The 25,048-nt window shown below is 44.6% G+C and carries 26 protein-coding genes and 1 riboswitch; of the genes, 24 read left to right on the plus strand and 2 right to left on the minus strand.

The window, feature by feature from the left end:
• The first annotated feature begins 22 nt into the window (after positions 1 to 22).
• The 6 genes from NST40_RS00145 (at position 23) to rsmI (ending at position 4,585) form a co-directional block, all read left to right on the plus strand.
• Positions 23 to 466, plus strand: a complete 444-nt coding sequence (locus NST40_RS00145) for a YaaR family protein (RefSeq protein ID WP_036678842.1) — start codon at positions 23 to 25, stop codon at positions 464 to 466.
• Between the two features lie 17 nt (positions 467 to 483).
• Complete coding sequence (gene holB / locus NST40_RS00150) at positions 484 to 1,458, plus strand: DNA polymerase III subunit delta' (RefSeq protein WP_076099912.1); 975 nt, start codon at positions 484 to 486, stop codon at positions 1,456 to 1,458.
• A gap of 139 nt (positions 1,459 to 1,597) precedes the next feature.
• Positions 1,598 to 2,398, plus strand: coding sequence for a stage 0 sporulation family protein (locus NST40_RS00155; protein WP_036678838.1), 801 nt, complete (start codon positions 1,598 to 1,600; stop codon positions 2,396 to 2,398).
• Between the two features lie 30 nt (positions 2,399 to 2,428).
• Entirely contained in the window at positions 2,429 to 2,794 is a 366-nt protein-coding gene (gene yabA / locus NST40_RS00160) for a DNA replication initiation control protein YabA (protein ID WP_036678835.1), read from the plus strand.
• Positions 2,795 to 2,903: 109 nt separating this feature from the next.
• Entirely contained in the window at positions 2,904 to 3,677 is a 774-nt protein-coding gene (locus NST40_RS00165; protein WP_036678833.1) for a tRNA1(Val) (adenine(37)-N6)-methyltransferase, read from the plus strand.
• Complete coding sequence (rsmI, locus tag NST40_RS00170; RefSeq protein ID WP_076130065.1) at positions 3,674 to 4,585, plus strand: 16S rRNA (cytidine(1402)-2'-O)-methyltransferase; 912 nt, start codon at positions 3,674 to 3,676, stop codon at positions 4,583 to 4,585. Before NST40_RS00165 ends, rsmI begins: the two co-directional genes overlap by 4 nt.
• Before the next feature lie 423 nt (positions 4,586 to 5,008).
• On the opposite strand, the gene NST40_RS00175 is transcribed toward rsmI, so the two are convergent.
• Positions 5,009 to 5,263, minus strand: a complete 255-nt coding sequence (locus NST40_RS00175; RefSeq protein ID WP_036678829.1) for an AbrB/MazE/SpoVT family DNA-binding domain-containing protein — start codon at positions 5,261 to 5,263, stop codon at positions 5,009 to 5,011.
• Positions 5,264 to 5,558: 295 nt separating this feature from the next.
• On the opposite strand from NST40_RS00175, the gene NST40_RS00180 reads away from it, so the two are divergent.
• The 13 genes from NST40_RS00180 to NST40_RS00240 all read left to right on the plus strand — a co-directional run bounded on the left by NST40_RS00180 (position 5,559) and on the right by NST40_RS00240 (position 18,201).
• Positions 5,559 to 6,842 (plus strand): HD domain-containing protein, encoded by a 1,284-nt coding sequence (locus tag NST40_RS00180; RefSeq protein WP_076218451.1) that lies wholly within the window; start codon positions 5,559 to 5,561, stop codon positions 6,840 to 6,842.
• Between the two features lie 51 nt (positions 6,843 to 6,893).
• A complete protein-coding gene (locus NST40_RS00185; protein ID WP_036678823.1) occupies positions 6,894 to 7,664 on the plus strand; it encodes a TatD family hydrolase in 771 nt (256 codons plus the stop codon).
• Between the two features lie 198 nt (positions 7,665 to 7,862).
• Positions 7,863 to 8,092, plus strand: a riboswitch (cyclic di-AMP (ydaO/yuaA leader).
• A 285-nt stretch (positions 8,093 to 8,377) separates the two neighbouring features.
• Positions 8,378 to 9,544: a 3D domain-containing protein gene (locus NST40_RS00190; protein ID WP_076105834.1), complete on the plus strand. Its 1,167-nt coding sequence runs from the start codon at positions 8,378 to 8,380 to the stop codon at positions 9,542 to 9,544.
• A gap of 176 nt (positions 9,545 to 9,720) precedes the next feature.
• Positions 9,721 to 10,272, plus strand: a complete 552-nt coding sequence (rnmV, locus tag NST40_RS00195) for a ribonuclease M5 (protein WP_036678817.1) — start codon at positions 9,721 to 9,723, stop codon at positions 10,270 to 10,272.
• Entirely contained in the window at positions 10,269 to 11,153 is an 885-nt protein-coding gene (gene rsmA / locus NST40_RS00200) for a 16S rRNA (adenine(1518)-N(6)/adenine(1519)-N(6))-dimethyltransferase RsmA (RefSeq protein WP_036678815.1), read from the plus strand. Before rnmV ends, rsmA begins: the two co-directional genes overlap by 4 nt.
• A 164-nt stretch (positions 11,154 to 11,317) precedes the next feature.
• A complete protein-coding gene (gene yabG / locus NST40_RS00205; RefSeq protein WP_036678813.1) occupies positions 11,318 to 12,220 on the plus strand; it encodes a sporulation peptidase YabG in 903 nt (300 codons plus the stop codon).
• 276 nt (positions 12,221 to 12,496) lie between these two features.
• The gene (locus NST40_RS00210; protein ID WP_019914493.1) at positions 12,497 to 12,772 is read left to right on the plus strand and encodes a Veg family protein; all 276 of its coding nucleotides are present in this window, start codon (positions 12,497 to 12,499) and stop codon (positions 12,770 to 12,772) included.
• 143 nt (positions 12,773 to 12,915) lie between these two features.
• The gene (locus tag NST40_RS00215) at positions 12,916 to 13,092 is read left to right on the plus strand and encodes a small, acid-soluble spore protein, alpha/beta type (RefSeq protein WP_036678812.1); all 177 of its coding nucleotides are present in this window, start codon (positions 12,916 to 12,918) and stop codon (positions 13,090 to 13,092) included.
• A gap of 140 nt (positions 13,093 to 13,232) precedes the next feature.
• The gene (ispE, locus tag NST40_RS00220) at positions 13,233 to 14,087 is read left to right on the plus strand and encodes a 4-(cytidine 5'-diphospho)-2-C-methyl-D-erythritol kinase (protein WP_076138497.1); all 855 of its coding nucleotides are present in this window, start codon (positions 13,233 to 13,235) and stop codon (positions 14,085 to 14,087) included.
• Between the two features lie 75 nt (positions 14,088 to 14,162).
• The gene (gene purR, locus NST40_RS00225) at positions 14,163 to 14,990 is read left to right on the plus strand and encodes a pur operon repressor (protein WP_036678807.1); all 828 of its coding nucleotides are present in this window, start codon (positions 14,163 to 14,165) and stop codon (positions 14,988 to 14,990) included.
• A 209-nt stretch (positions 14,991 to 15,199) separates the two neighbouring features.
• Positions 15,200 to 15,487, plus strand: coding sequence for a septation regulator SpoVG (gene spoVG, locus NST40_RS00230; protein WP_020425826.1), 288 nt, complete (start codon positions 15,200 to 15,202; stop codon positions 15,485 to 15,487).
• 272 nt (positions 15,488 to 15,759) lie between these two features.
• Positions 15,760 to 17,160 carry a bifunctional UDP-N-acetylglucosamine diphosphorylase/glucosamine-1-phosphate N-acetyltransferase GlmU gene (glmU, locus tag NST40_RS00235; RefSeq protein ID WP_342410308.1) on the plus strand — a complete coding sequence of 467 codons (1,401 nt, stop codon included), beginning with the start codon at positions 15,760 to 15,762 and terminating at the stop codon, positions 17,158 to 17,160.
• A gap of 87 nt (positions 17,161 to 17,247) precedes the next feature.
• A complete protein-coding gene (locus tag NST40_RS00240; RefSeq protein ID WP_036678796.1) occupies positions 17,248 to 18,201 on the plus strand; it encodes a ribose-phosphate diphosphokinase in 954 nt (317 codons plus the stop codon).
• Between the two features lie 88 nt (positions 18,202 to 18,289).
• On the opposite strand, the gene NST40_RS00245 is transcribed toward NST40_RS00240, so the two are convergent.
• Complete coding sequence (locus tag NST40_RS00245) at positions 18,290 to 18,490, minus strand: hypothetical protein (RefSeq protein ID WP_036678792.1); 201 nt, start codon at positions 18,488 to 18,490, stop codon at positions 18,290 to 18,292.
• Between the two features lie 125 nt (positions 18,491 to 18,615).
• Here NST40_RS00245 and pth point away from each other — a divergent pair, with 125 nt between their 5' ends.
• From pth to spoVT, 5 genes are all read left to right on the plus strand, one after another.
• Entirely contained in the window at positions 18,616 to 19,176 is a 561-nt protein-coding gene (gene pth, locus NST40_RS00250; RefSeq protein WP_076218449.1) for an aminoacyl-tRNA hydrolase, read from the plus strand.
• A gap of 84 nt (positions 19,177 to 19,260) precedes the next feature.
• Positions 19,261 to 19,491: an anti-sigma-F factor Fin family protein gene (locus NST40_RS00255; RefSeq protein WP_036678789.1), complete on the plus strand. Its 231-nt coding sequence runs from the start codon at positions 19,261 to 19,263 to the stop codon at positions 19,489 to 19,491.
• A gap of 131 nt (positions 19,492 to 19,622) precedes the next feature.
• Positions 19,623 to 23,147 carry a transcription-repair coupling factor gene (gene mfd / locus NST40_RS00260; protein ID WP_038568019.1) on the plus strand — a complete coding sequence of 1,175 codons (3,525 nt, stop codon included), beginning with the start codon at positions 19,623 to 19,625 and terminating at the stop codon, positions 23,145 to 23,147.
• Positions 23,134 to 24,186 (plus strand): peptidylprolyl isomerase, encoded by a 1,053-nt coding sequence (locus NST40_RS00265; protein ID WP_076186806.1) that lies wholly within the window; start codon positions 23,134 to 23,136, stop codon positions 24,184 to 24,186. The genes mfd and NST40_RS00265 overlap by 14 nt, the downstream gene beginning before the upstream one ends.
• Positions 24,187 to 24,441: 255 nt before the next feature.
• Positions 24,442 to 24,984, plus strand: coding sequence for a stage V sporulation protein T (gene spoVT / locus NST40_RS00270; protein WP_036678783.1), 543 nt, complete (start codon positions 24,442 to 24,444; stop codon positions 24,982 to 24,984).
• The last annotated feature ends 64 nt before the right edge of the window (positions 24,985 to 25,048 follow it).

The following is a 25,048-nucleotide window of genomic DNA, read 5'->3' on the forward strand; positions in this document are numbered from 1 at the left end:
AAAAAGGGGCGGTAGATAACCTTTGAAGATCAATCCGGGATATAGGCCCTTAAAGAGTGAGCTTCCAAATGCAGAAGGGGCTAATAAGCCTGTTCAGCAGAAATCGTTCTCTGACGTTTTTCAGCAGCAAGGTGAACAGAAAACCAAAGATGAACTAAACCGCCAGATCAAAGAAATACAGTCACAAGGCGACCGTTTATCTAAGTCTATGACCATTCGTGAACTCACCATTTACCGGATGATGATCAAAAGGTTTCTGGAAGAAACCGCTCGTAGAGGCGTTATACTGAAAGAGACACGTGGATGGGATAGACGTGGGCGGGGTAAGCGTTACAAGCTGCTTGAGGAAATTGATGCGGCTTTGCTATCTATGGCAGACGATCTGCTGAATAGTGAGCAGGGCCGAATAGATCTGTTGGGACGTGTTGGAGAAATTCGTGGGTTGTTAATCAACCTTTCTTTTTAAAGTTTTGGGAGGAAATTATGCCTTTTCATGATATAGTAGGCCAGGAGCATGCTAAACGGCTACTCCAAAATGCCTTGCGCAAGGATGCTGTGAGCCATGCTTATTTATTTACAGGACCAGCAGGCAGTGGACAAATGAAGACGGCGCTGATGTTTGCCCAAGCAATTTTTTGCACGGAAAGCAAGGATGACGCCTGTGGCGAATGTCTAGAGTGCCGAAAGGTTGAGCATGGAAACCATCCTGATTTGTCATTGCTGCAGCCCGACGGTGCAAGCATAAAAATAGACCAGATCCGTGAGCTGCAGCGTGTCTTTTCCTATCGATCTGAGGGTGTGAATCCAAAGGTTTATATTATAGATGGGGCAGACAAAATGACGGTACAAGCTGCCAATAGTTTGTTGAAGTTTCTGGAAGAACCGCCAGCTCCGGCAGTAGGAATCCTAATATCTGATAATAGTCGTTCTTTATTGCCGACGATTCAGTCACGGACTCAGCGGATCCCATTTAGTCCGTTAAATCCGGATATTATGCTTCAAGCGCTAGCAAGTGAGGGTGTGCCGATCCCCTTAGCTCGATGTGCAGTATCACTTAGTTCGGGACTTGATGGTTGCAGGGAACTTTTGGAACAGAATTGGTTTGCAGAAATGAGAAATCTAGTGTTACAATTAGCTAAGGAGTCCTTAAGCAAGGGCAGCTCCACGGTAGCAACTGCCGGGCAGAAGCTGTTCAAGACTGGGCTCGCTGAACATTTGGATATCCTTTTCAGCATGTTCCATCTATGGTTTAAAGATATGCTCTACTTCCTGTACCGTAAGCACGAAAGTATCGTTTTTATAGATCAGTTAGACTTTATTTCCAGGCATGCCCGTGGGCGCAGTGCGGAACAATGGGTGGCTTATATGGGATATGCTGCAGAGAGTACTAAGAAGCTGCGTTCCAATGCCAATGCCCAGTTGTGTCTGGAGCAGTTCTTAATCCGACTGGAAAGTTAAAGGATTAGCAATGATATATCCTCCGGATGTCGCTTTACCTGGAAGTATCGTTTTAACAGACGAGGAAGGACAAGCATGGATCATCAGGGAGCGGACATGCCCATAGGTTCCTTTTACCGGCAAACAAGGGGGTTAATTTTTGTACAGCGTAGTAGGTGTCCGTTTTAAAAAAGCGGGTAAAATATATTATTTTGATCCACTTGATTTTCCGATTGAACGAGATCAATGTGTTATTGTTGAGACAGCACGTGGGGTGGAATACGGTAAGGTTGTCGTAGGCAAAAAAGAGGTGGAGGAGTCCGATGTTGTACTACCCCTCAAAAAAGTGATGCGTATTGCCGGAGAAACCGACGCACGCGTTGTTGAGGAGAACAAAAGCGCCGCTAAGGAGGCTTTTACCACCTGTTTAAATAAAATACGCGACCACGGTCTCAAAATGAAGCTCGTAGATGTAGAGTTTACTTTTGACCGTAATAAGATTATATTTTACTTTACGGCCGAAGGACGCGTTGACTTTAGAGAATTGGTTAAGGATCTGGCAAGTATTTTTCGGACCCGCATTGAGCTTCGGCAAATTGGGGTACGTGATGAAGCTAAGATGCTAGGTGGACTTGGACCTTGTGGACGAGTGCTTTGCTGCTCCTCTTGGTTAGGGGATTTTGAACCCGTATCCATAAAAATGGCCAAGGATCAGAACCTTTCACTTAATCCGACGAAGATTTCCGGACTTTGTGGACGTCTGATGTGTTGTTTGAAATTTGAGCATGACAATTATGAGAGTGTAAAGGAAGAAATGCCAGCGGTCGGCAAGATTGTCGTGACCTCATTGGGGGATGGCAAAGTAGTAGGGATCAATGCCGGAAACCGTACGGTTCATGTACAGTTGTTTGAAGTGGGCAAAGTTAAGGAACTTCCAATGGATGATGTTGTCGTCAAGTAAACCATATAAGGTTACTTTCGGGGTGGAAACTTGGAGAAGAAAAATATATTTGCACACATGCAGGATATGGAAGCGCAGATGGAAACGATGCGCGCCAATCTTGGAGAATGGAAACAGACGGTAAAAGAACTGATGGAAGCTAACCAGAGGTTAACTCTGGAGAATGAACAGCTTCGCAAAATTTTAAAGCGGGATGCACCTTTGGATCCTACCGTAGATTCTGCGGAGGCGGAAGCTCTTTTAGCTACCGGAGAGGGAACAGAAGAGGTTGTCGGGGAAGGTTATGACAACTTGGCTCGACTTTACCACGAAGGCTTTCACATCTGTAATGTTTATTTTGGACATTTACGCACGGAAGGTGACTGTCTGTTCTGTCTTTCTTTTCTTAATAAATGAGGATATCCAGCCGTAGGAGATTAATCCTACGGTTTTTTTTGAATTTTAGCCCATAGGCATATGGCTTTGAAGCAAGTTTTTCTCAACAAAACCTTTAGGAGATTATTACATGACGAATTCTTTTAATGATATATCTGTCCCCTTGTTACCGACGGAGCGGGTGGATGATTTACTAACACATGATCTGCGCATTATTCAAAGTGATGAAGTATTTAGTTTTTCTATGGATGCTGTATTGCTTGCTCGTTTCGCCAGTGTTCCGCCACGTGGAAGAGTTCTAGATCTTTGTACGGGAAATGGTGTAATACCGATTTTAATGACTACCCGGACAAAAGCTTCTATAGAAGGTATTGAAATACAACCTCGTTTAGCTGATATGGCTCGTCGTAGCGTGGCTCTAAATGGCCTTCAGGATCAGGTTGTAATTCATGAAGGTGATTTGCGCGAGTTATATACTACCGCAGGACATGGGGTGTATGATGCAATAACGGTGAACCCTCCTTATATGCCGCTTAATGGCAGTGATCTGAAGCTGAACAACCATCAGGCTATGGCTCGCCATGAGATAGGCTGTACACTGGAGGAGGTCATTCAGGCTTGTGTGCGATTGGTTCGGACGGGCGGAAAGGTAAGTATGGTTCATAAACCACAACGGTTGGTTGATATTATCAGTCTTATGAGACAATATAGACTCGAGCCAAAGATTATTCGGTTTGTACATCCACGTGCCCATCTGGAGGCAAATATGGTATTAATCGAAGCCGCACGTGATGGAAAGCCTGAGGTTCGTTTACAACCACCGCTCATCGTATATAATGAGGACAATCAATACTGTCCAGAGATTATGGACATCTACTATGGTGCTAAAGAGGGTAAATCATGACGATATCATGCCAAAGCAGTTTTCAAAACAAGACTAATACCAGTACTCAGGAGACAATAGGGTCGCTTTTTCTGGTGGCTACACCTATCGGTAATCTGGAGGATATGACCTATCGCGCAGTCCGCACATTACAGGAATGTGATATTATTGCCGCGGAGGATACGAGACAGACCCGAAAATTACTCAGCCACTTTGAGATTTCACCTTCGATGTTGTTTAGTTATCATGAGCATAATAAGGCCGCCAGTGGACCTGAGCTTGTACGCTATATAATAGAAGGAAAAAATTTGGCACTCGTCAGCGATGCCGGTTTACCAGCGATTTCTGACCCTGGAGCGGATCTTGTAGCCCTTGCTATAAGTCATGGAATTCCGGTGATTCCTATCCCTGGAGCTAACGCAGCGTTGTCAGCTTTGATCGCTTCTGGTCTATCTACGAATACGTTCACCTTTATCGGCTTTCTTCCCCGAGAGCGTAAGGACATCCGAGCAGTATTAAGTCCACTTCGTTCGGCTCAAGGCACTTTGTTGTTCTACGAATCTCCCCATCGCGTAGTTAAGACACTTGCTCATCTTCAAGAAGCATTCGGTAATCGCCAGATTGTGTTGGCACGTGAATTAACGAAAAGATATGAGGAGTTTCTACGCGGTTCGATTGAGGAATGTACACTATGGCTGGCTGAACATCCTCCGCTAGGCGAATATGTTATTGTCGTAGAAGGGGAGAGCAAGGAAGATGCAGAAATCGCAGAATCGGCGTGGTGGCGTCAGTTAAGCATTGAAGATCATGTAGCTCATTACGAAGCACAGGATGTACCACGGAAAGAGGCTATGAAAAAAGCGGCATCAGACCGGGGTGTAGCCAAACGGGATATTTATAATGCGTTGCTTGATAGAGCAGAAGAGTAAGTGTTGTAGACGAATTCTTAGAATAACTAAGGGTTGTCGGAAACGGCCTGCCCGAGCTTGAATGATTTATCTGCGGGTTAAATGTATTTTGTACAGTTATTTTTGAATTTTTTTATGTATTTGTTCGTTTAGTTGTACTTCATACAGTTATAAAGGTGGAAAGGATTGATTTCACGGAGATATAGGAAATATAAGTGTACAAAATACAATTAATTCGTTTAATGGTAAAAAGCATTTAAAATAACTGTAAGAAATACAACTAAGTATTACTAGTTCCGTCTTGAAGCACATTGCCCTTAGGAAGGGGATAACCAGGAGGGCAAATCCAGACATAAAAAATACCTCCCGCGGTCACGGGAGGTCAAGGAGATATGAAAAGGTTAGAATTAACAATTTGATTAGTTCTATTATATACTATTTAATTTAGTTTGTCACAGGGGTAGGGATGGAAGATATGCATTCATGACAAACTATTTTTCCTTTAAAGTAAGTTACGTTCTCAGCGTTGCCACAGAAAATGCAGGCAGGCTCATACTTTTTAAGCATAATCCGTTCGCCATCAACGTAAATTTCCAGTGCGTCCTTTTCGCCAATGCCAAGTGTACGGCGTAATTCAATAGGAATAACAACCCGTCCAAGTTCGTCTACTTTTCTTACAATTCCTGTTGATTTCATCATAACAATCGTTACTCCTCTCAATGTTCCAAAAACGTCATTATTCGACATTGTTCACTGTTTTATGATACTTATAATACCAACGATTCCCAAATCAGTCAACCTTTTTTCATAGGCCGAATAAGAAAATTTCCATAAGAACTTTGAATGTCCCTATAAAAATTAAGAATTACCCTGAAAGCATTTTGTCGATTTACCAAGACCAAAAATGATACTTTTCGACAAAGTACGACATAATTACTTATTATATACTGATATTAGTTAAAATCATATTAAATTATTAGAAGGAGTTGATCTCATGAAGCAGCCGCTCACGGAAGAAAAAGTTTTCAAGGATCCCGTTCATAATTATATTCACGTACAGGATACGATTATTTGGCGACTAATTAATACAAAAGAATTTCAGCGTTTACGCCGGATTCGCCAGTTAGGTACCTCATATCTCACTTTTCATGGTGCAGAGCATAGTCGTTTTTCTCATTCTTTAGGAGTATATGAAATTACACGCCGAATCATTTCGCAATTTGAGCGCAGCGGGTATAAGGATTGGATTCCTGAAGAAAGTTTGCTTACTTTGTGTGCGGCTTTGCTGCATGATTTAGGGCATGGTCCATTTTCACATTCTATAGAAGAAGCTTTTGAAATGAACCATGAGGATTGGACCTGCCGAATTATTTTGGAGGACACGGAGATCACCGAAATATTGCGTGATGTGGAGGAAGATTTTCCTCGTAAAGTAGCCTCAGTTATCTCTAAGACATATGAGCATGAAATTGTTGTCAATTTGGTTTCCAGTCCGCTGGATGCTGATCGTATGGATTATTTGCTGCGTGATGCGTACTATACAGGTGTAAACTATGGAACCATCGATATTGATCGGATTTTGAGAATGCTTCGTCCTTATAATGGGCGGATTGTAGTAAAAGAATCAGGTATGCATGCCATTGAAGATTATTTAATGTCGCGTTATCAAATGTACTGGCAGGTATATTTTCATCCGGTGACGCGCAGCTCTGAAATTATTTTGCGTCAAATCTTCCGTAGAGCTAAAGAATTGTTCCAAGAGGAGTACAAATTTCGCTTTATGATCGCTCCGCTGGAAGATCTCTTTCGAGGAGAAGTAACAGTGAAGCAATATTTAATGCTTGATGAGGCACTGGTACAGACTGCCTTTATGCAATGGACCCTTGAAGAAGATGAGTTATTAAGCGACTTGTGTACCCGTTTTATTCATCGTAAACTGTATAAATATGTAGAGATCGAGAATTTGGATACAGATATGATTACGGAAATCCGCAGCAGTTTTGCGGGAGCGGGACTTAACCCAGAATATGACTTAGAGATTGATTATCCGACAGATTTGCCTTATGATGTGTTCCGTCCAGGAGCAGCCTTCGACAATAATCAAATTTTACTGCTTGACCGCAATGAGCAATTGCGGGAAATTTCAGAGGTATCGGATATTGTACGCTCAATAAGCGGGATTCATCGTGGCAGATATCACCTATATTTCCCACAGGATAAGCTGAAAAAAGCCCTTACACGGTTGCCCTCTTCTGTAGCAGAGATTTTTGCAAAATAATACAAATATTTATGGAACTATTGATAAAAACAACAAGGAGTGAGCTTTAAAATGTATCTGTTCGACACACATACACATTTAGATGCGCCTCAATTCGACGAGGATCGCGAGGAAGTTATAGCTCGTGCAGTAGAGGCCGGAGTTAGCAAGATGATCAATATTGGATTTAATCGGGAAACGATCCCTTCAACGATGAAGCTGGCTGAATCTTATGATTATATTTATGCAGCGGTGGGCTGGCATCCACAGGATGCGATTGATATGAAAGAGGGGGACCTCGATTGGATCGCCTCTCTTTGCAGCCATGAGAAAGTGGTGGCCATCGGAGAGATTGGGTTGGATTATTATTGGGATACCTCTCCCAAGGATGTGCAGCAGGAGGTCTTCCGCAAACAAATTGGACTAGCCCGTGAACTAAAAATGCCAATCTGTATACATGACCGTGATGCCCATGAAGATGTCGTACGGATTTTACGGGAGGAAAAAGCAAATGAAATTGGTGGCGTAATGCATTCTTTCTCAGGCAGCTGGGAAACCGCAAAAATGTGTCTAGATCTAGGATTTCATTTGTCATTTGGAGGACCGATCACGTTCAAAAATGCCAGAGTGCCTAAAGAGGTGCTTGCACAGACGCCATTGGACAGATTATTGATCGAAACAGACGCTCCATATTTGACTCCACACCCCTTCCGAGGCAAGCGAAATGAGAGTGCTCATGTGAAGTTAGTAGCAGAGGCTGCGGCTGAAATTAAAGGGTTAACATGGGAAGAATTGGCTAAAATTACGTATGCGAACGCACTGGAACGATTTGGGATTGTCTGAAAACAGGAGTAAAACGGGTGAAAAATAGAGAATGGCCGATATATTAAACTTTTTTAATATAAAAACGGCTGATTATTACAATATTTTAACCATATATTTGCGTAAACGTGGTTGAATCGTCCTTTACAACATGCATCAAAACAGGATATCATCTTTTCAGTGATGTGAGCTGTTGTTATTGTGACAGCCATTGATTCATGGATCGTCTCGCTGAGTCTCCGTATGGAGAACGGGGGAACCAATATTGAACTGCCGCATGCCTGTATCTTGAATACGACTAGGAATTGCCGCAGAACAATATTTGATTTCTTCACGTGGTCTTTGGGGTGAATTTAAGGGCAACCGCCGTGAGCGGGTGACCTGAAATAGGGCGTCTCTCTTTCGTCCGAACCCGACAGCTAACCCCGTAAGCGCAAGTAAGAGAGGCAACCTCGTGCACAAACATTCCCGCGTATTCTGACATCGGAGAAGCCACGAAAGAGTCCTCAAGAGAACTCTTTTTAGGCTTCTTTATTTTTGAATAAACTGAATGTTGCCCGCATACTGTTATATAACAGGTGTGGGAGTAGCTGTGCCGAGCAGGCGATCCATGAGCAGGAGACGCTAAGTTAATACGTGCGTATCCTGTGACAATCTCAAATAGTTTCGTCAAAGAAATTCAGTCCTCATGATATACAAATTGACGACGAGGCTATGTAAGGAGGATGGAGAGAATGGGCTTATTCCAACCAGAGGTATCCCATGATTCGCAGTCATCCAGCAGGTCTTTCGCATTACGGTGGGAGCAAGTAAATACTCGCGTACTTTTACTTGCAGGTGTGATTTCAATCGCAATCGCGCTGTTAATTCTGCTGTACGTACACGGTCAAAGTAATAAACAATTAGTTTTAGTAATAGACGGGCAAACACAGACACTTGAAACGCGAGAAGCACTTCTTGGTGATGTGTTGGAGAAAGAGCAAATTTCGCTGCAGCCGCATGATGAATTATCTTTAGGTCTGAGTGATGAAATAAAAGACGGTGACCGTGTCGTTATCAATCGTGCGCAGAAATTTAGCCTTACTGCGGACGGAGCAACAAAAACGTTATATACGACCGAAGACACTATCGGTCAAGCGATTGACAAACTGGGTATCAACCTAGAAGGCTATGATAAGATTTTTCCTTCGTTAGACACCACCATCTCTGCTGACATGGAGATTAAGATCGTTCGTATCAACAAGCAAACGGTACAGCGAACAACTAACTTACCTTTCCGTGTTATTAAGACAGCAGATCCCTCCCTTACTGTGGGAACAGTTAGAGTGGCACAGGCAGGCAAACCAGGCGTCATGGTTCAGCATATTGAAAAGATCTATCAAGACGGAGAACTGGCCTCTATGCGCATGATCGGCAAGGAAGTACAAACGGTAACAAAAGATAAGATCATTGCCGTTGGTACTAAAGCACTTCCTAAGCCTACTGTAGTTGCTAAAGCTACAACAACTTCCAAATCAAGCACTACCTCCAAAACGACTAAAGTTAGCGCTAAGACTAAGAACGTCACAAGCAAGGCTGGCGTAGACTTTGAGTACAAGAAGATGATTAAGAACGTCTCCATGACAGCTTATTCGTCAGAAGAGCCAGGGATAGGTACTAAAACTGCCTCCGGAACACGCGTAACGGAAGGTCGTACAATTGCAGTAGATCCGAATGTAATTCCTATTGGCTGGTGGGTTTATATCGATGGGCTTGGATTCCGCCGTGCAGAGGATACTGGCGGTGCCATTAAAGGCAATAAAGTGGATGTCTATTATGATTCCCTGAGCCATGCTCGTAATTTCGGCCGTAAATCACGTACCGTTTATGTGATTGGACCTGTGAAACCTGAGCTTAACTAGAACTGAAGCTTTTGCAAAAAATCCTTTGATAAGCTATAGTGATGATAACCGTTAAGGAACGCTGGATGATCATTTCGTTGATCGCAGAGCAACCGCTCATCACTTATACATTCTTTAACCAAAAGAAGAGGAGCGAATCCTCTTCTTTTTGCTTTTTTTGGAAGGAGTCAAGAAATATGATTAAGGAATTAATCGTCGTTGAAGGCAAAAGCGATACCGTAGCCATTAAGCGTGCTGTAGAAGCGGATACCATTGAGACAGGCGGCTCTGCTGTAAACCGGACTGTAATTGCTAAGATCGCGCTTGCTATGGAACGTAGAGGGGTTATTATTCTTACGGACCCGGACCATGCTGGGGAGCGAATTCGTAAAATCGTTTCAGCGAAGGTGCCGGGCTGCAAGCATGCTTTTATTCCAGAGAAGGACGCAACTCGAAAAGGGGATATCGGTGTAGAGAATGCATCGCCAGAGGCGATTCGTCATGCGCTGCGTAATGTACATACCTCTTTTGAAGGAGCACCTGCTTTGATTGGTATTGATGATCTTATGGCCGCTGGAATGCTTGTACACCCTCGGGCTGCTGAAAGACGTATGGCGCTTGGTAATTTGCTTGGAATCGGATATTGTAACGGCAAACAGCTGTACAAGCGGCTGGCGATGTTTGGGATTACGCGGGAGGAATTTGCCGGGGCTCTCGCCCAAATTGATCAGGGAGGCATTACTTCATGAGTGGTAGAGAGGAAATTTCGACTCCAAAACGGACCAAAGAGATTATTCAACGTTATGGATTCAAGTTCAAGAAAAGCCTGGGACAAAATTTTTTGATTGATCAAAATATTTTGGACAAGATTGTAGACGCTGCTGGACTAGATAGCGATTCTGGGGCGCTGGAGATCGGGCCGGGAATTGGAGCGCTGACGGAGCGTCTGGCACTAACAGCGGGTGCTGTAACTGCCGTAGAGATTGACCGTAGACTGATTCCAATATTAAAAGACGTACTTTCCCCCTATCCCCATGTTAAGGTTCGTAACGATGATGTCCTCAATGTGAACTTGCAGGAAATGTTCAAGGAAGATTTCACCACTGTGAACAAGGTCAGTGTGGTTGCTAACCTGCCTTATTATGTGACTACTCCGATTCTGATGAAGCTGCTCGAAGAGAAGCTTCCCCTTGATAACATCGTTGTAATGATTCAGAAGGAGGTTGCGGAGCGTATGGCTGCATCTCCAGGTGGAAAGGAATACGGAAGTCTTAGCATTGCCGTGCAGTACTACAGCGAGCCTGAGCTCGTCTGTATCGTGCCACGTACGGTATTCATCCCTCAACCTAATGTGGAGTCTGCTGTTATTCGTCTGAAGGTTAGAGAGCATCCTCCGGTAAAGGTGGAGAGTGAGAAGCATTTCTTTGAAGTGGTTCACGCTTCTTTCACACAGCGCCGCAAGACGATTGCTAACAATCTGAAGGCTCGCTACTTCCCTGAACAAGGACGTGAGCAGCTGGAGGCTTTACTCGCAGAAGCGGGTATTGAACCGACCCGTCGCGGAGAAACACTCAGTCTTGAAGAATACGCCCGCTTAAGCGGTGTTTTGCTAGCCGCTGGAATTGAATAAGCAATAGGAAACGGTTGTTGTCTTAAGGACGACAACCGTTTCTCGTAGAAATATAAGGATGTTATTCTGGTGGAGCATTATACATTCTTATATTTTAAAAATATGTTGAGTTATGAACCAACTGAGGCCTTTGCCCATACGATGGGGTAGAGGTGGTGGTTGTAATGAATTTAGGAGACTTGGTCGTTCGCAAATCTTATGGCGGTGATTTAACATTTCGTGTAGATAATATTGTGCAGGATAGAGCCGTCATTAAAGGCACAGATTTCCGCCTGTTGGCGGATTCTCCTCTGGATGACCTGGTTCAAGTGCCTCCTACCCGAATAACGGAACGGGGACAGCAAGCACAGATCAAAGCGAAGGAATCACTGACACAGCTGCGGAAGGACCGTCAGGAGCAAAGTCAGCGGAGCGGGGGAACCCTAACAGAGGGGACATGGGCTCCACCGTCCAAGGAAGCTCCTTATTTTGAAGTGCCAGGTAAAGTACTGCATCTGGATGGCGATCCGGCATATTTGAATAAGAGCCTTAGCTTATACGAGCAGCTGCGGATTCCCGCTGAAGGGCATCATGTTCATGAATCTGCAATGGCTGATACGTTATACCGGCTGTTGCCCCGTGTACGCCCAGATATTGTAGTGATCACTGGTCATGATGGGGTACTGAAGCAACAGCATACTTACGATCTGTATAGTCTGAATAGCTATAAAAATTCGCAAAACTTTATAGCTGCTATTAGGGTAGCTAGGGAGTATGAGCGGAATTTTGATGCGTTGACTATTGTTGCCGGTGCTTGTCAATCTCATTTCGAGGCATTACTTGGAGCTGGAGCTAATTTTGCCAGTTCACCTGGTCGAATTTTGATCCATGCTCTGGATCCCGTGTATGTAGCAGCAAAATCATCCTTTACTTCCATCAGGGATACTGTAAATCTTAGCGATGTTCTGAATAATACCATCAGCGGAAATCAGGGTATTGGTGGTGTTGAGACCCGTGGCAGCTTCCGCATCGGAATGCCGCGACTGCAGAATCTGTCGGCGCTAAAAGTGACACCATCAGCCATTTAAGCGGCAGAGATAGGTCTATGGTGTCAGGAATATAGGTAATTTGAATGGGCTGAATAGAATATCCGAAAGAAAGGGTGAGCGCTGAGCTTAACCCTTTCTTTTTTTCTTTGTAATGCCTATATTACAGATAACAAGGATATTAGTCCGGCGCTGATTTCTCGCAAAAAAATTCCGTTGACAACGAAATATGCATCAACTATAATTAATTATTTATTTGCTTTGACATTGTCCTGAAAAAGTTGTATAATGGACAAGAAAAGAGGTGGTCGTCAGGTAATGGCTAATAACGCGCTGTTGGAAATCAAACGCAGTCTTGAAGCTCACGTCGGTCATAAGATCACATTGCGTGCAAACGGAGGTCGTCGTAAAACCGTTGAACGCACAGGTGTCCTGGAAGAAACGTACCCTTCTGTATTTATTGTCAAACTGGATCAGGAGCAGCAAACTTTTAAGCGAGTCTCCTATAGCTATGCCGATATACTTACTGAATCTGTGGAAATCACAGTTTGTGAAGACGATGGGCAGATGCGGATTATGTATATTAAAGCTTAATGTTTCACGAACAGTCTCCCTTGGAGGCTGTTTTTTGTTTGCGTTTTTTGGGACAAATATTTGGTGCATGATCCGTGTGCTAAGCAAGCATACTAATTGGGCAACGGGTTAATCATTTATTTTCATAAGGGAGGAATTCCGTAATGAGCCGCAGAAAACGAGGCATGATGTCGGAGGAACTGAAGACAGAGTTAGCCAAGGAGCTGGGTTTTTATGAAACCGTGGAACGTGAGGGCTGGGGTGGAATTACAACTCAAGACGCTGGCAACATGGTGAAAAAAGCGATACAGCTTGCTGAACAGGCTGCGCGGAAATCTTAAATTTTAGGCTATAAATTGAATATTACTGAAAAAGGGTGCGTCTAAATGGCGACACCCTTTTATTATTGGACTTCATTAGAAGTTTCTCATATAATATGTTAAGTTGTTTTTACGGGAAAAGCTGAAGGTGGGTGAACGCCTTGAAAATGTATGAAAAGGCACCAGCTAAAATTAATTTGATGCTGGATGTGCTGCACAAACGTGCTGACGGTTTTCATGAGGTGGAAATGATTATGACCATGGTAGATTTAGCAGACCGCTTAGAGCTGTCTGAGCTGCCAAGGGATACTATTATAATATCAAGTCAGGCTGGTTATATTCCCCTGGACGAGAAAAATTTAGCTTTCCAGGCGGCAAGGCTTATTAAAGACCGTTATAACGTGAAGAGTGGGGTACATATCCATCTGGATAAAAGAATTCCGGTTGCGGCTGGCCTGGCTGGCGGCAGCAGTGATGCCGCAGCTACGCTACGCGGTCTAAACCGTCTGTGGCGTCTGGGTATTCCTGCGCAGGAGCTACAGGAGCTTGGCGCTGAGCTGGGTTCTGATGTACCTTTCTGCGTCACAGGCGGCACAGCCTTGGCTACAGGACGAGGCGAAAAGCTGACACCAATCAATAACCCGCCACAATGCTGGGTTGTGTTGGCGAAACCACCGATCAATGTATCGACTGCAGAAGTGTATGGACGCGTTCGGAGCAATAATATAGCGGTTCATCCTTCTGCTCGAAAGATGCAGCAAGCGATAGAAGCTGGAGACTTTGGGGGCGTGTGCAACCATCTGGGCAACGTGCTTGAAGATGTTACCCTAAAGCTGCATCCAGAAGTTCAGCAGCTTAAGGAAGCGATGATAAAGCTTGGAGCAGATGGCGTACTGATGTCAGGCAGTGGACCTACCGTATTCGGATTAGTGTCCAAGCAGTCTAAAGTAGCAAGGATTTACAACGGGCTGCGAGGGTTCTGCAAGGAAGTCTACGCAGTGAGATCACTGAATTAGTCTGCTTCTCTTGTGTAAACCCGTACAAAAGTGATATATTTTTCTAAAATATTCGGTTTTGGCGAGGAGCATTCCGTGAAGAAATTAAAAAGAAGCCAACGTTTGGTAGACATGACTCAGTTTTTACTTGAGCGGCCGCATGAACTACTGCCGCTGTCTATATTTGCCGATCGCTATGGAGCGGCTAAATCCTCCATCAGTGAAGATTTGGCAATCATAAAAGAAGTATTTGAAGGTGAAGGCATCGGAGAGCTGCAGACTTTAGCTGGTGCAGCGGGTGGAGTACGTTATATCCCGGTTATGCCTAAAGATATGGCGCTTACCTTTGTGCAGCGCTTATGTGTGCAGCTAGAGCAGACTGACCGGATATTGCCTGGCGGTTATTTGTATATGTCGGATCTACTTGGGTTGCCGTCTTTGATGGAACAGGCGGGTAAGATCATCGCAACGGCCTTTTACGGATCGGAAATCGATGTGGTGATGACCGTTGAAACGAAAGGCATTCCACTAGCCTATGCAACAGCAGCGCAGCTAGGCTTGCCGGTAGTGCTTGTGCGACGTGACCATCAGGTTACAGAGGGATCAGCAGTAAGTATTAACTACGTATCAGGATCTCATAAAAGCATACACACAATGTCTCTCTCCAGACGTGCACTCAAGGAGAAATCGCGAGTACTTATCGTAGATGACTTCATGAAGGCGGGAGGGACTGTACGTGGTATGGTCGATCTGCTCGGTGAATTTAATGCCGAGGTTGCTGGGGTAGGCGTTTTAGTGGAATCAGGCGCTGTAGAGACGGAAGAGCGTCTGTTGCACGATTACGTGTCCTTGGTAAAACTAAGTGAAGTAGACTCGAAAGAGCGGAGAATTTCGGCGCATCCGGGCAACTACTTTTCCTCTTGATTAGCCATTCTCTTACATTTTCAAAAAGCGTGGAAATTGTCGAAAACGTAAGGAATATTAAGAAAACTACTCGATGTATGTCGAAAACAACATATCCCAAAAAATATATTTCTTTTTTAGGTATTTTATGGAATCAAAAAGAAGGAATTCGCTTTGCTGTGTGGAATTATACACCAAGTCTCTGATGGAAAAAGGTGGTGAACACACACATGCAAATTACGGATGTCAGACTCCGCCGCGTTAACTCTGAGGGGAGAATGAAAGCAATCGCATCCATTACCATCGATAACGAGTTTGTTGTTCATGACATTCGCGTCATCGATGGCAATAATGGGATGTTTGTTGCAATGCCCAGCAAGCGTACACCGGACGGCGAATTCCGCGATATCGCGCACCCGATCTCTTCGGGAACACGCGAGAAGATTCAATCCGCGGTTCTGGCCGAGTACGATCGCGCCGCTACGGAAGAAGAAGAAGTTATTGAAGAGGGAGCTTAGGCTTCCTCGGAAGACTGCTACCTTTTGGGTGGCGTAGGATCCGCCGTTTTTGATAAGATCACACCGACATACACTTCATGAATTAGCAGCCTGATCTTGCAAGAAAAGCTATTGCTGGTGAAGGATTTGACGACATCTTCGAAAGGCAGCGATAAATGCTTTTCTAACTTGGGGTTTATAGAAAAGAGAACCATGACTTCATGGTTCTCTTTTCTTTTTGCCCGGAATGAGATATATTCAGTAGTGAGTTCAAGAGTAGGAGGTTGGCATTCTTGAAAAGAATGGCTGTAGTACTTGCCGCAGGTCAAGGCAAGCGAATGAAATCTAAATTATATAAGGTGCTGCACCCCGTTTGCGGTAAGCCGATGGTAGGGCACGTGCTTGATACAGTAAAAGCGACCGGATGCCAGCGCACCGTTGTTGTTGTTGGGCATGGCGCAGAGAAAGTTAAGGCCTATGTAGGTGAAGGAGCGGAATACGTTCTGCAGGAAACTCAGCTCGGCACTGGCCATGCTGTCAAACAAGCAAAGGATTTACTTGCTGGCGAAGAAGGAACAACTATAGTTATTTGTGGAGACACACCACTCGTAACCACGGAGACCCTGGAAGGACTAATGGCGCTTCATGAACAGCGTAATGCGGCTGCAACCGTATTGACAGCTGTTATGGAAAAACCTACAGGCTACGGAAGAATTATTCGTGGTGAAGATGGCGGCGTTCTGAAGATTGTAGAGCAGAAGGATTGCACTACTGAAGAAGATGCGGTTCAAGAAATCAATACAGGCACTTATTGTTTTGATAATGCTAAATTATTTGCTGCACTCGAGAAGGTAACGAACAGTAATAACCAGCAGGAGTATTATTTGACTGATGTGATTGGGATTCTTCGTTCACAAGGGGATACCGTACTAGGATATCAGACCCATGACGCAGCTGAGTCTATCGGCGTTAATGATCGTTTAGCTTTGTCCGAAGCGGAAGCCTTTATGCGTCAACGTATTAATCGTAAACACATGCTAGGCGGTGTGACCATCATTGATCCAGCCTCGACTTATATCGGAGCAGATGTAGTTATCGGATCAGATACTACGCTTTATCCAGGAACTATCCTGAAAGGGAAGACTGTAATCGGGGACAATTGTGTGATCGGACCGGCTAGTGAAATCGAAGACTGTCAGATTATGGAAGATGCAACGATTAAGCAGTCCGTATTGAATCAAGCTCAAGTTGGCGCACGGACAACCGTTGGGCCTTTTGCCTATTTGCGTCCAGGCTCTGTGCTTGGAGAAGAAGTTAAGGTTGGAGATTTCGTCGAGATCAAGAATGCTACGATTGGTGACGGTTCAAAAGTGTCACATCTTAGTTATGTTGGCGACGCATCTGTAGGTAAGAATGTAAACGTCGGGTGCGGTGCGATTACCGTTAACTACGACGGGTATAATAAATTCAAGACAACAATCGCAGACGATGCCTTTATTGGCAGTAATGTTAACCTTATTGCTCCAGTTACTGTGGGCAAAGGGGCTTTTGTTGTAGCAGGTTCGACAATTACACGTTCCGTTTCCGAGAACGATCTGGCTGTAGCTAGAGTAAGACAAGAGAACAAACCGGGATATGCAGAGAAGATCCGTTCCCGTGCTAAAGCGAAGAAAGACCACTCGAGTCCATCGTAAAGCGTTGCTAAGAAGCGCCGGACGGACTTATATTTCCGCGCCGGCGCCTTTGGAAAGCTAAATTCCGTCACGGAGGGTTTATATTTTATGACTTATTGTGATTCCAAGTTAAAGATTTTCACCTGTAACTCCAATCCTAAGCTAGCTAGTCAAATTGCTGATTACATCGGGATTCCGATGGGTGAATCACACACCACAAGTTTCAGCGATGGAGAAATTCAGGTCAAGCTGTCAGAAAGCGTTCGGGGATGCCATGTTTATATTGTTCAATCCACTTGTGGCCCTGTAAATGATAACCTGATGGAGCTTTTGGTTATGGTAGATGCGCTTAAACGTGCCTCCGCAAAAAGCATCAACGTGGTTATCCCTTACTACGGATATGCCCGTCAAGATCGTAAAGCCCGTTCCCGTGACCCCATTACCGCTAAGCTGGTAGCCAATCTAATTGAAAAGGCTGGCGCTCACCGTGTAATCACGATGGATCTGCATGCCATGCAGATTCAAGGATTCTTCGATATTCCAGTGGATCACTTGCTTGGTGTACCGATTCTGGCTCAGTATTTCCGTTCCAAGCAAATCGAGAACCCAGTTGTCGTATCGCCGGACCATGGCGGTGTAGTACGTGCAAGAAAGCTTGCTGATTTCCTGAACGCTCCACTGGCTATTATAGACAAGCGTCGTCCAGAACCTAACGTCAGCGAAGTTATGAACATCATCGGTAATATCGAAGGCAAAACAGCCATCCTGATCGATGATATCATCGATACCGCTGGAACGATCGTACTTGGTGCTAATGCTTTGATGGAAGGCGGCGTGAAGGAAGTATACGCATGCTGTACACACCCAGTATTGTCTGGTCCTGCACACGAGCGTCTGGAGAATTCTCCAATCAAAGAAATTATCGTGACGGATACCATTCCAATTCGTAGCGCGAATCCAACCTCTAAGCTCAAGGTGTTGTCCGTGGCTCCACTTATGGGTGAGGCAATTATCCGCGTTCATGAAGAGTTGTCGATTAGTAAATTGTTCGAGATTGAATAAATATAACGAATGAATAGTACAAAAGGGTTACACCTCCGTTCTCGGAGATGTAACCCTTATCGGCGTGCTACAGGTAGAACTACTGGATTTAATATCCGGGACGGGAGACAAAGGTGAATAAACTGCGGTTATATAGTGTCCCTTGTAGCTCCACGAAAGCTTCGTCTACCGCTGTTAATACACCGATATCAATATGCACGTCGCCCTTGTATATTTCCACGGGCACAGCATATTGGATGTGGTACTGAAAATGGCGTTGATGTGTCAATAATTCGCCTTTGTGCGGCATGGGTTATCACCTGTCTTCGGAGTATAATTTCGCTCTGGTTGCACAGAGATATGTAGATTAGATCTATTGTACCAAAAACGGACTCCTCTTGCCGGAGAGCCCGAACGGAAAGGAAAGGTTCGATAATGAAATGGATTGTCGGATTGGGAAATCCCGGAACACAGTACGCGAAAACAAGGCATAATGTTGGCTTTATGGCTTTGGATGAGCTTGCTGCCCAGAACGGAATTGCCTTCAACCAGAGCAAATGTAAATCCGTCTTCGGTGAAGGGGTCATTGGTGGCGTCAAAACCGTATTGATTAAGCCCATGACCTTTATGAACTTGTCCGGTGAGGCCGTTCGCGCTTATATGGATTATTACAAAGTTCAACTTGAAGATATGATCGTCGTTTATGATGATTTGGATACAGAAATCGGAAAAATCCGCTTGCGTTATCAAGGAAGCGCTGGTGGACATAATGGAATTAAATCCATCATACAGCATGTAGGAACACAAAATTTCAATCGGGTACGAATGGGTATTTCTCGTCCTGAGCCAGGTTTTGCTATTGTCGATTATGTTCTTTCTACTTTTCCTAAGAAGGAAAGCGATCCGCTTAAGCAAATGATCCTTAATACTTGTGATGCACTGGAATACAGCTTACAGCATTCATTCGAGCAGACGATGGCTAAGTTCAATGGTTAATCTGTAAACCCTGTTGTTTTTAAGGCTAAAGATGAAGCTGCCCGGACATACTGAAGGTATATAGTACCTTCAGGAGGCATATAGATGGCAATAAACTATGTTTGTAGGCACTGTAAGACATCTCTAGGCAGTATTAATAGAAGTGATGTTACAGAAATGCAGTTGGGCCTTCATTCCTTGACCCCTGCGGAGCGCAGAGATATAATAGCGTATAATTCAGAAGGTGAAATCACGGTAAAGGTTACTTGCGACTATTGCAAGGAGGCTTTAGAGAACAATCCGGAGCTTAGCCTGCTGACAAGTCCGCTTCAGTAAGGTGGAAGCGCCTGTCTCTATCGTCATCCGCAAGCCTTGGCGTTACAGCTGAGGCTTCTTTTCGATTCCAATCATAATAGGTGACGGTGGCTATGCCACCGTTAGCCTGTTTAGTAAGAGAGGTGCGCCTGTTGTTACAAGGTCTTATAGAAGCTTTTTCCAAGGATCCCGATTTCCAGTCTATCACCCATGGTGTTGCTGCAGGTATGAAAGAGCAGCTCATTTCGGGGCTTACAGGTTCTGCTAGACAGATTATGCTTGCAGCATTACATGAAGAGACAACTCGTCCCTTACTTGTAGTGACTCATAATATGTTTTCGGCCCAGAAGATGGCCGATGATTTGCAGGAAGCGCTTTCTCCTGACCGGGTTCTGCTCTATCCCGCCAATGAACTAGTGGCTGCAGAAGCGGCTGTATCAAGCCCAGAGACACTGGCTCAGCGTATAGATGTGCTGACCAAATGCGCTCAGGGCTTCCGTGGTATTGTTGTAGTTCCTTACTCAGGAGTGCGTAGATTGCTGCCAGCCCCAGAGGTTATGGCAGAGGCGCAAGTCACCGTTTCCCAAGATGGAACGCTTGCTCTGGATGAATTTTTGATGTCCATGATTGAAATGGGCTATGAAAGAGTAGAGCGGGTTGAAAATCGTGGTGAACTGAGCGTACGGGGTGGAATAATTGATTTTTATCCAATGACATCTCCTTTGGCTTATCGGGTTGAGTTATTTGACGATGAGGTTGATTCCATAAGAACTTTTGATCCAGTGGATCAGCGTTCTATTGATAAGGTACGTAGTGTGAAGATTACACCGGCTAAAGAGATTATAGCTAGTAGATTGCGCCAGGAATCTGCTTCTGCTGAAGCCTCAGCTATGATGGAGCGACAGTTGGAGAAGATGGCGGATCGCCAGGCGAAGCTCAGGCTGCGGGAAGAAATTGGCCGTGAGCTGGAAATGCTGCGGGAAGGTACTTATTTCCCGGAGATCTATAAATATATCAGTCTTTTATATCCTGAACGCTCTCATTTATTTGATTACATGGCCCAGGATACCATTCTTATTCTAGATGAGCCGACAAGACTGCTCGAAACGGCGAGACAGCTTGAACGGGATGAATCGGAATGGAACCTGCATTTGCTGCAAAACGGCAAATCATTGCCGGATCTAGATCTCTCTGTCGATACGGATGTTGTTATGTATCAGCGCCCGTTCCAAAGCCTGTTTATGTCAATCTTTTTACGTCAGGTTCCGCATATTCAGCCTCAGAACATTCTTGGATTTATCAGTCGTGGAATGCAGGATTTCCATGGCCAGATGAATGTGTTGAAATCGGAAATGGAGCGTTGGCAGAAGTCCGGTGTTAAGGTAATGATGCTTGCGAGCAGTGAGGAACGGATTGAACGAGTGCGCAGAGTTCTTTATGATTACGGCATTAACGAGCCGATGATTGTACAAGGAAATCTGGGTTCTGGTTTTGAGCTGCCCTCTATTCATCTAGCTGTTATAACTGAGGGAGAAATGTTCTCTCAGAAGCAGCGGAAGGCACGGAAGATCTCCAAAGGAATAGATAATGCAGAACGGATCAAGAGTTACACAGAGCTGAAAATAGGTGATTATGTCGTCCATCAGAACCATGGTATCGGAAAATATATGGGAATCGGCACGCTTGAGGTCAGCGGTATTCACCGTGATTACATGCATATTTTATATGCTGGCGGCGATAAGCTCTCAGTTCCGATTGAGCAGATTGACCTGATTCAGAAATATGTCGGTTCCGAAGATAAAGAGCCGAAAGTATATAAACTAGGCGGCAATGAATGGACACGAGTGACCAATAAGGTTCGTTCCTCCGTTCAGAATATTGCTGATGATTTGATAAAGCTATATGCTGAGCGCCAAAGTGCCGCAGGATATGGTTTTGAAAAGGATACACAGGAACAGCATGAATTTGAAGAAATGTTCCCTTACGAGGAGACCCGAGATCAGCTTCGGGCTATCGAAGAGATTAAGAAGGATATGGAACAAAACCGGCCAATGGACCGATTGCTTTGCGGTGATGTTGGGTATGGTAAGACTGAAGTGGCTATTCGGGCGGCTTTTAAATCAGCGATTGAAGGTAAACAGGTGGCGGTGCTAGTCCCGACAACGATTTTGGCTCAGCAGCATTATGAGACCTTCCGGGAACGTTTCGCTAATTACCCGCTTAATATTCAGGTCTTAAGTCGTTTCCGCAGCCGTAAAGAGCAGAACGAGACGATTAAAGGCGTTAGGGCAGGAACTGTCGACGTAGTTATCGGTACACATCGTCTGTTATCTCAGGACCTTGTATTCAAGGATCTGGGGTTATTAATTGTGGATGAAGAACAGCGTTTCGGCGTGACTCATAAAGAAAAGCTGAAAAAACTGAAAACAAATGTAGACGTTCTTACGCTGACTGCAACTCCAATTCCTCGTACGCTACATATGTCGATGCTCGGAGTGCGGGATTTGTCTGTCATTGAGACCCCACCAGAGAACAGATTCCCTGTGCAAACGTATGTAGTGGAGCATAGCCAGACCCTTACGCGGGAAGCTGTAGAGCGGGAATTAGCTCGTGGTGGTCAAGTCTATTATCTCTATAATCGTGTGCAGGGCATTCAAGAAATGGCCGCTCAAATCTCTATGCTTGTTCCTGAGGCTAGAGTTGGCATCGGACATGGTCAAATGTCGGAATCTGAGCTCGAGAAGACCATTCTCGATTTCCTTGACGGAGAATACGATGTGCTCGTCAGCACAAGTATTATTGAGACGGGCGTAGATATTCCGAACGTTAATACACTTATTGTGCATGATGCGGATAAAATGGGCTTGTCTCAGCTCTATCAGCTGCGTGGACGTGTAGGCCGGTCCAATCGGATCGCTTACGCTTATTTCACGTATCAACGGGACAAGGTGCTGACAGAGGTTGCAGAGAAACGTCTGCAGTCTATTAAGGAATTTACGGAGCTGGGCTCTGGTTTCAAAATAGCGATGCGAGATCTGTCTATTCGCGGTGCAGGTAACTTGCTGGGTGCAGAGCAGCATGGCTTTATCGCATCCGTGGGGTTTGATCTGTACTCACAAATGCTGGCGGAGGAAATTCGTAAGCGTAAGGTTACTGTGCTTGGGGAGGAAGATACATCCCTGAAAGAAGGCAATACAGTCATTGATTTGTCGATTGACGCGTATCTGCCGTCAGAGTATATTTACGACAGTATCCAAAAAATTGAAATTTATAAAAAAGTGGCGGCAGTAACCTCCTTTGATGATGCTTCCGAGCTTGAAGATGAGCTCTTGGATCGGTTCGGTGAGTTACCTGAAGCCGTGGTAAATCTACTATCGGTCGCTCGTCTGAAAGTGTATGGAAAAATGTATGGCATTGATTCCATGATTAGACGCGGAGATGATGTTACCTTGAATTTCTATGAGGGAAGTCTCGGCGCTTTAGACACAGCGAAACTCGCCAAAGTTGGAAATAGCTTCGAAAGACGTGTACAATTTGATAGGGATGCGAAAGCCAGTATCCGGGTCAAATCGAAAGATTTAAGTGATAAACAGCTGCTTGACTTGCTTGAACAGTTTCTTAAGGAAGCTAAACAGTCTTTTAAATCGAAGGGAGAACTACACAATGTCGTTAAATAAAACAAAATCATGGAAAGTGCTGCTCGTTTCATTGGCAGCGGCAGTTTCCTTTTCTATGCTAGCAGCATGTGGAAATAGTGCGGATGATAATCAAGCTGTGGCCACTTATAAAGGTGGAACGATTACACAAAAGGAATTTGCAATGGATCAAAAAATCATGAAATTCCTTTCTCCACAACAAGCGCAATATTTAGAGATTGATGCGTTTAAGGAGTCCATTCTGAAGCAAGAAGTGGGCTTTGAATATTTGGCTTCCCAAGCAACGGATGAAGCGAAAAAGCAAGCGGAAAAAGAAGCCGATACTCAAATTGCAAGCATTAAGGAACAATTGGGCGATACCTATAAGAAGACACTGAAAGATGCTGACGTTACAGAGAAAGATATTCGTACTTATATGGAGCGTGTGCTGACAGTTTATCAGGATATGCTGCTTAAAGTGACTGATGATCAAGTTGTCAAAGAATTCGAAGCGACTAAAGGCGACTTTACGGTTGCCACACTGCGTCATGTGCTAATTGGTCTGACAGATGCAGACAACAAAGAGCGTACCAGCGAAGAAGCGCTTAAAATAGCGAAAGAAGTTAAGGCGAAGCTGGATGGCGGTGCTGATTTCGCAGCCATCGCTAAGGAATATTCTGACGATACTGGCTCTAAAGAGGCAGGCGGGGAATATAAAGATAAAGCTGTAGGCACTTATGTGGAGGAGTTTAAGAAGGCTGCACAGACCTTGCCTCTAAATACCATCAGTGATCCTGTAGAAACTTCTTACGGTTACCACATCATCAAGGTGGAGTCCCGTACAGACAAGACTTTCGACCAGTTAACGGATGAGCAAAAAGAAGGCATTAAGAGCTCAATTGTATCCAAGAACCTAGAAACGTTCATGGAAAAGGATCTGGAAGCCATTATTGAGAACATCAATCTGCCAAAAAGCTCTGCTGCCGCAGATGAAACCGGAACAAATAGTGGAACAGAAGCCACTACAGCTCCAAGCGCATCCCCAAGTGCTTCTCCAAGTGCTACAGATGCGGCTGAATAAACATCGGTAAATATGGACAAGCTTACCTTAGAAAAGCCATCTTCACTTAAAGTGAAGATGGCTTTTTATTTCGCAGAAACGGTTGTAGAACTACCTTTATCTTGATGCAGATATTAATACATGTCAGCTTATGTATAAGGATCTGGGAAGAGATGAATACTATGGTCAGATATTACGATAAATCACTGGGATTATCCTTTCCCATAATGGACAGTAGTAAGACCATACTTCTTAAGAAAGCGGGGCACATGTGAAATGAAAGCTACTGGAATTGTTCGCCGTATTGATGACCTCGGACGCGTGGTTATTCCCAAAGAAATTAGACGTACTCTTCGTATTAGAGAAGGAGACCCACTGGAAATATTCGTCGATCGGGACGGTGAAGTCATCCTCAAGAAATATTCTCCGATTGGTGAGTTGGGTGACTTTGCAAAAGAGTACGCGGAGTCATTGTTCGAAGGTACTGGACACATTACGATGATTGCTGATCGTGACACCTTCATTGCCCTTGCAGGCGGCTCCAAAAAAGATTATTTGGAGAAACAGGTAGGAGTGCTGCTGGAGAAAGTCATGGACAGCCGTAAGACTGTGTTAGAAACCAATGAAGGCAGTTATGAAATTGCTAAAGATCATCCGGATTTGGTGTCCTCATATGTAGCCTCACCGATCATTTCCGGTGGAGATCCTATTGGTTGTGTAGTGATGGTGAGCAAGGATGATTCGGCGAAGATGGCGCAAATGGAAATAAAAATGGCCGAAACGGCTGCCGCTTTCCTGGGCAAACAAATGGAGCAGTAATCTTAATTTAGACCCCGCTTTCCTTTTGGTAAGATATACAAAGGGCAAACGGGGTTTTGTCGTT

Source organism: Paenibacillus sp. FSL R10-2778, from assembly GCF_038593035.1.
GTDB lineage: Bacteria > Bacillota > Bacilli > Paenibacillales > Paenibacillaceae > Paenibacillus_AQ > Paenibacillus_AQ odorifer.

Coding starts and splice junctions, on each gene's coding strand:
- NST40_RS00255 (WP_036678789.1), top strand. CDS start 19,261: ATGGCAATAAACTATGTTTGTAGGCACTGTAAGACATCTCTAGGCAGT.
- yabG (WP_036678813.1), top strand. CDS start 11,318: ATGAATTTAGGAGACTTGGTCGTTCGCAAATCTTATGGCGGTGATTTA.
- pth (WP_076218449.1), top strand. CDS start 18,616: ATGAAATGGATTGTCGGATTGGGAAATCCCGGAACACAGTACGCGAAA.
- rnmV (WP_036678817.1), top strand. CDS start 9,721: ATGATTAAGGAATTAATCGTCGTTGAAGGCAAAAGCGATACCGTAGCC.
- NST40_RS00180 (WP_076218451.1), top strand. CDS start 5,559: ATGAAGCAGCCGCTCACGGAAGAAAAAGTTTTCAAGGATCCCGTTCAT.
- rsmA (WP_036678815.1), top strand. CDS start 10,269: ATGAGTGGTAGAGAGGAAATTTCGACTCCAAAACGGACCAAAGAGATT.
- NST40_RS00240 (WP_036678796.1), top strand. CDS start 17,248: ATGACTTATTGTGATTCCAAGTTAAAGATTTTCACCTGTAACTCCAAT.
- NST40_RS00175 (WP_036678829.1), bottom strand. CDS start 5,263: ATGATGAAATCAACAGGAATTGTAAGAAAAGTAGACGAACTTGGACGG.
- holB (WP_076099912.1), top strand. CDS start 484: ATGCCTTTTCATGATATAGTAGGCCAGGAGCATGCTAAACGGCTACTC.
- rsmI (WP_076130065.1), top strand. CDS start 3,674: ATGACGATATCATGCCAAAGCAGTTTTCAAAACAAGACTAATACCAGT.
- NST40_RS00210 (WP_019914493.1), top strand. CDS start 12,497: ATGGCTAATAACGCGCTGTTGGAAATCAAACGCAGTCTTGAAGCTCAC.
- NST40_RS00215 (WP_036678812.1), top strand. CDS start 12,916: ATGAGCCGCAGAAAACGAGGCATGATGTCGGAGGAACTGAAGACAGAG.
- NST40_RS00190 (WP_076105834.1), top strand. CDS start 8,378: ATGGGCTTATTCCAACCAGAGGTATCCCATGATTCGCAGTCATCCAGC.
- NST40_RS00265 (WP_076186806.1), top strand. CDS start 23,134: ATGTCGTTAAATAAAACAAAATCATGGAAAGTGCTGCTCGTTTCATTG.
- spoVT (WP_036678783.1), top strand. CDS start 24,442: ATGAAAGCTACTGGAATTGTTCGCCGTATTGATGACCTCGGACGCGTG.
- NST40_RS00245 (WP_036678792.1), bottom strand. CDS start 18,490: ATGCCGCACAAAGGCGAATTATTGACACATCAACGCCATTTTCAGTAC.
- spoVG (WP_020425826.1), top strand. CDS start 15,200: ATGCAAATTACGGATGTCAGACTCCGCCGCGTTAACTCTGAGGGGAGA.
- NST40_RS00165 (WP_036678833.1), top strand. CDS start 2,904: ATGACGAATTCTTTTAATGATATATCTGTCCCCTTGTTACCGACGGAG.
- NST40_RS00185 (WP_036678823.1), top strand. CDS start 6,894: ATGTATCTGTTCGACACACATACACATTTAGATGCGCCTCAATTCGAC.